The sequence below is a fragment of the Clostridia bacterium genome (genome assembly GCA_034926675.1).
Taxonomy (GTDB): domain Bacteria; phylum Bacillota; class DTU025; order DTU025; family DTU025; genus JAYFQW01.
This window is the reverse complement of record JAYFQW010000032.1, coordinates 1-3,851: the sequence shown is the minus strand read 5'-3', so window position 1 is coordinate 3,851 and position 3,851 is coordinate 1. Positions and strand designations below refer to the sequence as shown.

Below are 3,851 nucleotides of genomic sequence, written 5' to 3'. Positions count from 1 at the left end.
CCCGAGCACATCAGAATCTACGATGCCCTGGGCCTTCCGCACGCCATCATGACGCCAATCAAAACATGGTCCAGTACATAGTGACTAGTTTTCGCTCTTCGCCCCCGTTGAGCTGGGCGTTTGTCACGTGAGTGCGGAAGTCGGGCTGAGGGCGGCGGTATTCTCCGATCAGCAGTCCGAGTTTGTCTAGGATACGGTAGTGAAGAGGCAGGGCGTTTTCGACGTGGCTCACTTCGGCGCCGTTGGGCAGCTTGGACTTGGTCAGGGCGATCTGGTCGAAATCGAGGAACAGCTCACGAACGGATTCATCTATGCCCGCCTCTTTTAGCGTGCGTTCGAGAAGGCAATAGACGACAAGAGCGAGATTGGTGACAAATGCAAGCCCCTTTATCCGCATATCCGATTCGAGAAGCACGGGTCTGACTTTGAGCTGGCTCTTGAGGCGCCGCATGCGTGTTTCGATGCGGCTTCGTTTCCTGGAAGTGCGGAATATGTCGGCGGCGCTGACGGCAGGATCCATTTGGTTTGAGACCACCATGTACTTGCCGTTGAGCGCCATGAGTCTTCGCAGGGCCTATTCGTCGACGGACCAAGTGAAGTCGAGACGGGCGTCGTCGCTTGCCGCCTTGGGGTCGTAAATCTTCCGGTGCTTGCGCAGAGGACCGCTAAAGAAAGCGTCTATCCGCTTTTCGACGTAGTCGAGTTTCTTGTAGTGATACTTGCTTATCTTGCTGTCGCGAACATCACGCAGCCAGGCGTCGATTGTCTCCGTCTCTTTGGATCGTTTCATCTCGTCGACCTTGAGTTTGCTTGGGCTCTTGACGACGATTGCCCGAAACCACCTGGATTCGTACTTCCGTTCTTCGGCTTCAAGTTCTCGATGGAGGCAGATACCTCGTTCAGCGATGAAGAAGGGCTCGCCGCCCTTGGATTTGTAGTCCGCTTCCTGGAACTCGTCGTCGCCCGTGTTTGGGATTAGTTGAACGTAGCAGGCGTCATCGTCGGCTGGAGCCACAAACTTCGTGTTCCTTGAGTCCAGCAGGAACACGTTATCTACGCCTGCAAGCGCTCTATCCGCTACTACAACATGGTCGACGCGGCCCGACTGGCTGAGTGTGGCCTTTAAAGACTCTAGGTTGTCGACGACAAGGTCCGCATCGTCTCTTCTGCCCCGCTCTCGGCTGCTGGTGAGAGGTATGCCGGTGCCGGCGTCCATACACATGCCGATGCGAACGCGCTTAGCGTCGGTCTTTCCTTCCAAGGCATGTCCGAACGTCACGAACTCGGAGTTCTCGTATGCCCCTTCGAAGTAGAACGAGGTGCTATCCCATATCACAAGCTCTGGGGAGACCCCGAAGTCGCGTATGAGTTTGAGACAGAGCAACGCCTCTATGTCGCCAGAGTACGTAGCTAGGAGTTCCAGGCAGCGCCCGAGTTTGTCCTCGTTTAGCAGGGCGGAAGGTATGCCGAAGAGGTCAACGGTGGATACATGATCTGCCCAGTCCTCGACCTTGTACAGCGGCCTGGGAGAGTTGAGCCTGTTCAGGACGAGGATCTTGCACACCTCGCCTACCGATGCCCTGGCCCTGTTCGACGCAAGGGGACAGACGCTGTCCACGATGTCCTCGAGGCCAAGCAGAGCCATGAGCGGTTTCAGGAGAAAGAGGTTCCCGATGATCCTTGACTCGTACCTCGAAAAGACACCCGATAGGTACGGGTTGAGGGTTTCAGGGTGTTGCTTCTTGGGGTTCTTGAGCGCCATGCCGACCAACCCATCGCATCTGTATCGGGGCTATGTTCGACATGAGTGTTGCCAGTACCTTCTCAAAAGGTTCTGACCATAGTTCGCAACTTCAGCCTTTTCTACTCCGGAAAATGAGCTAAGGCCACAGCTTTGGGACGCGTTCTTACATGCACCATAGTCAACTCCCTTCCAACAAGGCCTTCATGCCTGATAACGGATACTTCTCCGCATGGCTGTTTCCTCCTGCGAACAGAGCAGCCGCGCTTCAGCCCGGCGCCGCTCTGTTGCACGTGGTCGCGCGAATCTGCACAGCTACAGAAACCAACCTGATGCTTCATTCATTTATCTATATAGCTTAACCGTATCGTTGTATATTTTTGTCATTCCCTCTAGCACCTCGGCATGGCCGAAATCTTTGTGATACAAGATATTGGTTTCCCTGATCATACTCAAGTTCTCAATGGGCAGAACAGTGATCTTTCCCTTTCTGAGTTCATCCAGACAGGCGCTCCTCGCCAGAATGGAAATGCCCAAATCCCTTCGAATCAAGTCCTTTATGGTAGCGATATTGTCAACTTCCAGGATGACATTGAACTCTTCGATTGACATGTTGATGCTTTCGAGATGTGCAACGAATAAATCCCTGGTGCCAGAGCTCGGCAGACGCAGTATCATTGTCTCCTTCTTTATGTCATCTATGGTCACCATGCTCCTTCTTGCAAGCGTATTATTGTTTGAGACAACGCAAACAAGGTAATCCGTGTCCAGTAGAACAGAATTGATGTTGGGATCGCTCACTCTCCCTTCGACGATTGCCAAATCCAATTCATAATTCATCAGCATATTATGGAGATTTTTTATGGATTCTGTGATTATGGTAATGCTCACGCCGTCGTTTGAGTTGCAGTATTTTGCCAAGACTTCGGCCATCACATTGCTTTCAGCCGTATGCGTAATCCCGACAGTGATTCTCGTCAAGTGGTGCATTTCGTCGAGTATGCTCCGCTGCATGTTTTGATAGAGCGCTTTGATTCGCTTCGCATACTTTATGACGATTTCCCCTTCAGGTGTGAGCTTCAATCCACGCTTCTTGCGATGAAAAACCTTGATACCCAGGTCTTGTTCTATCTGACTGATGTGATGGCTGACCGCAGGCTGTGTCAGGGAAAGCCGTTCAGCAGCACGGGTGAAACTGCCCATTTCATGAACCGTCAGCAAAGTCTCCAGCTTGACATCCAGCACAGTTGCGCCTCCTATTCAGGATATTTATCAATGTGTAATCGTTCATAATTTTACTCTATATGCGCCGTGTCGTATTATGGTAGCACAGATCAAGGCAGTGAGCAACTTGGGGGGCCTGATCAAATGAGCGGAATCATGGAGTTCTTGCTACAGATTCTCATATACAACACCCTGAAGCCCCTTCGTTGTGGCAAAGCCTATTTTGCCCAGCATTTTTCCTTGCCCCATCAGGAGTCGGATCTTCCGAACAGAGGACAAGCATCATCCTATTCTCAGATTATCCAGTGTGCTTCTCTTCGATTTGGTAGATTGGGCAAGCTCTGCGCCAATGTAGCTTCAATGTTTATCGGAATGGTATTGATGGTTGCGGCAGACATGCTTCGCTCAACGGTTAATGTGCGCTGGGTCAAGACCGTATTGCATGTGTTTTGCTTCATCTTCTGCATCTGCAAGTTTGACGCTCTGCGCTTCCAAGACAAGCGAAGCTATCTCGAATTGGCATTCGCTGCATATAGTTTGCGCTTTCAGTCGAACTGGTCAATCACATATCTGTTTCTTGCCGCATTCGAGAACATTGCTTATCTGTAACTGCAAAGGAGCCTGAGAGCTGTGAACAGCCTGCTAGACAATCTCTGTGATGAAACCGTCATCCTCATTGCGCTATCTATCATTCTCGCATCGGGATTCTTGCTTACCCGCTTTACCAAACTTCTCAGACTTCCCAATCTATAGTGGACCCGGGAATTTGGACACTGCAGCGAGGAGAAATAAGATAGACTGTGGCCATGAGGAAGAGCTATACACCATCGTTCAAGGCTGAAGTCGTAATTGCGCTTCTCAGGGAGGACAAGCCCCTATCCAGGAT

The 3,851-nt window shown here is 51.2% G+C and carries 4 protein-coding genes; 1 reads left to right on the top strand and 3 read right to left on the bottom strand.

Annotation, left to right across the window (positions count from 1 at the left end; all coding sequences use genetic code 11):
- Nucleotides 1-58: 58 nt before the first annotated feature.
- From VB144_09185 to VB144_09175, 3 genes are all read right to left on the bottom strand, one after another.
- Nucleotides 59-520, bottom strand: a complete 462-nt coding sequence (locus VB144_09185; protein ID MEA4883808.1) for a hypothetical protein — start codon at nucleotides 518-520, stop codon at nucleotides 59-61.
- Nucleotides 521-574: 54 nt separating this feature from the next.
- Entirely contained in the window at nucleotides 575-1,762 is a 1,188-nt protein-coding gene (locus VB144_09180; GenBank protein MEA4883807.1) for a DUF4277 domain-containing protein, read from the bottom strand.
- A gap of 324 nt (nucleotides 1,763-2,086) precedes the next feature.
- Nucleotides 2,087-2,986: a LysR family transcriptional regulator gene (locus VB144_09175; GenBank protein ID MEA4883806.1), complete on the bottom strand. Its 900-nt coding sequence runs from the start codon at nucleotides 2,984-2,986 to the stop codon at nucleotides 2,087-2,089.
- A 123-nt stretch (nucleotides 2,987-3,109) separates the two neighbouring features.
- On the opposite strand from VB144_09175, the gene VB144_09170 reads away from it, so the two are divergent.
- Complete coding sequence (locus VB144_09170) at nucleotides 3,110-3,574, top strand: hypothetical protein (GenBank protein MEA4883805.1); 465 nt, start codon at nucleotides 3,110-3,112, stop codon at nucleotides 3,572-3,574.
- The last annotated feature ends 277 nt before the right edge of the window (nucleotides 3,575-3,851 follow it).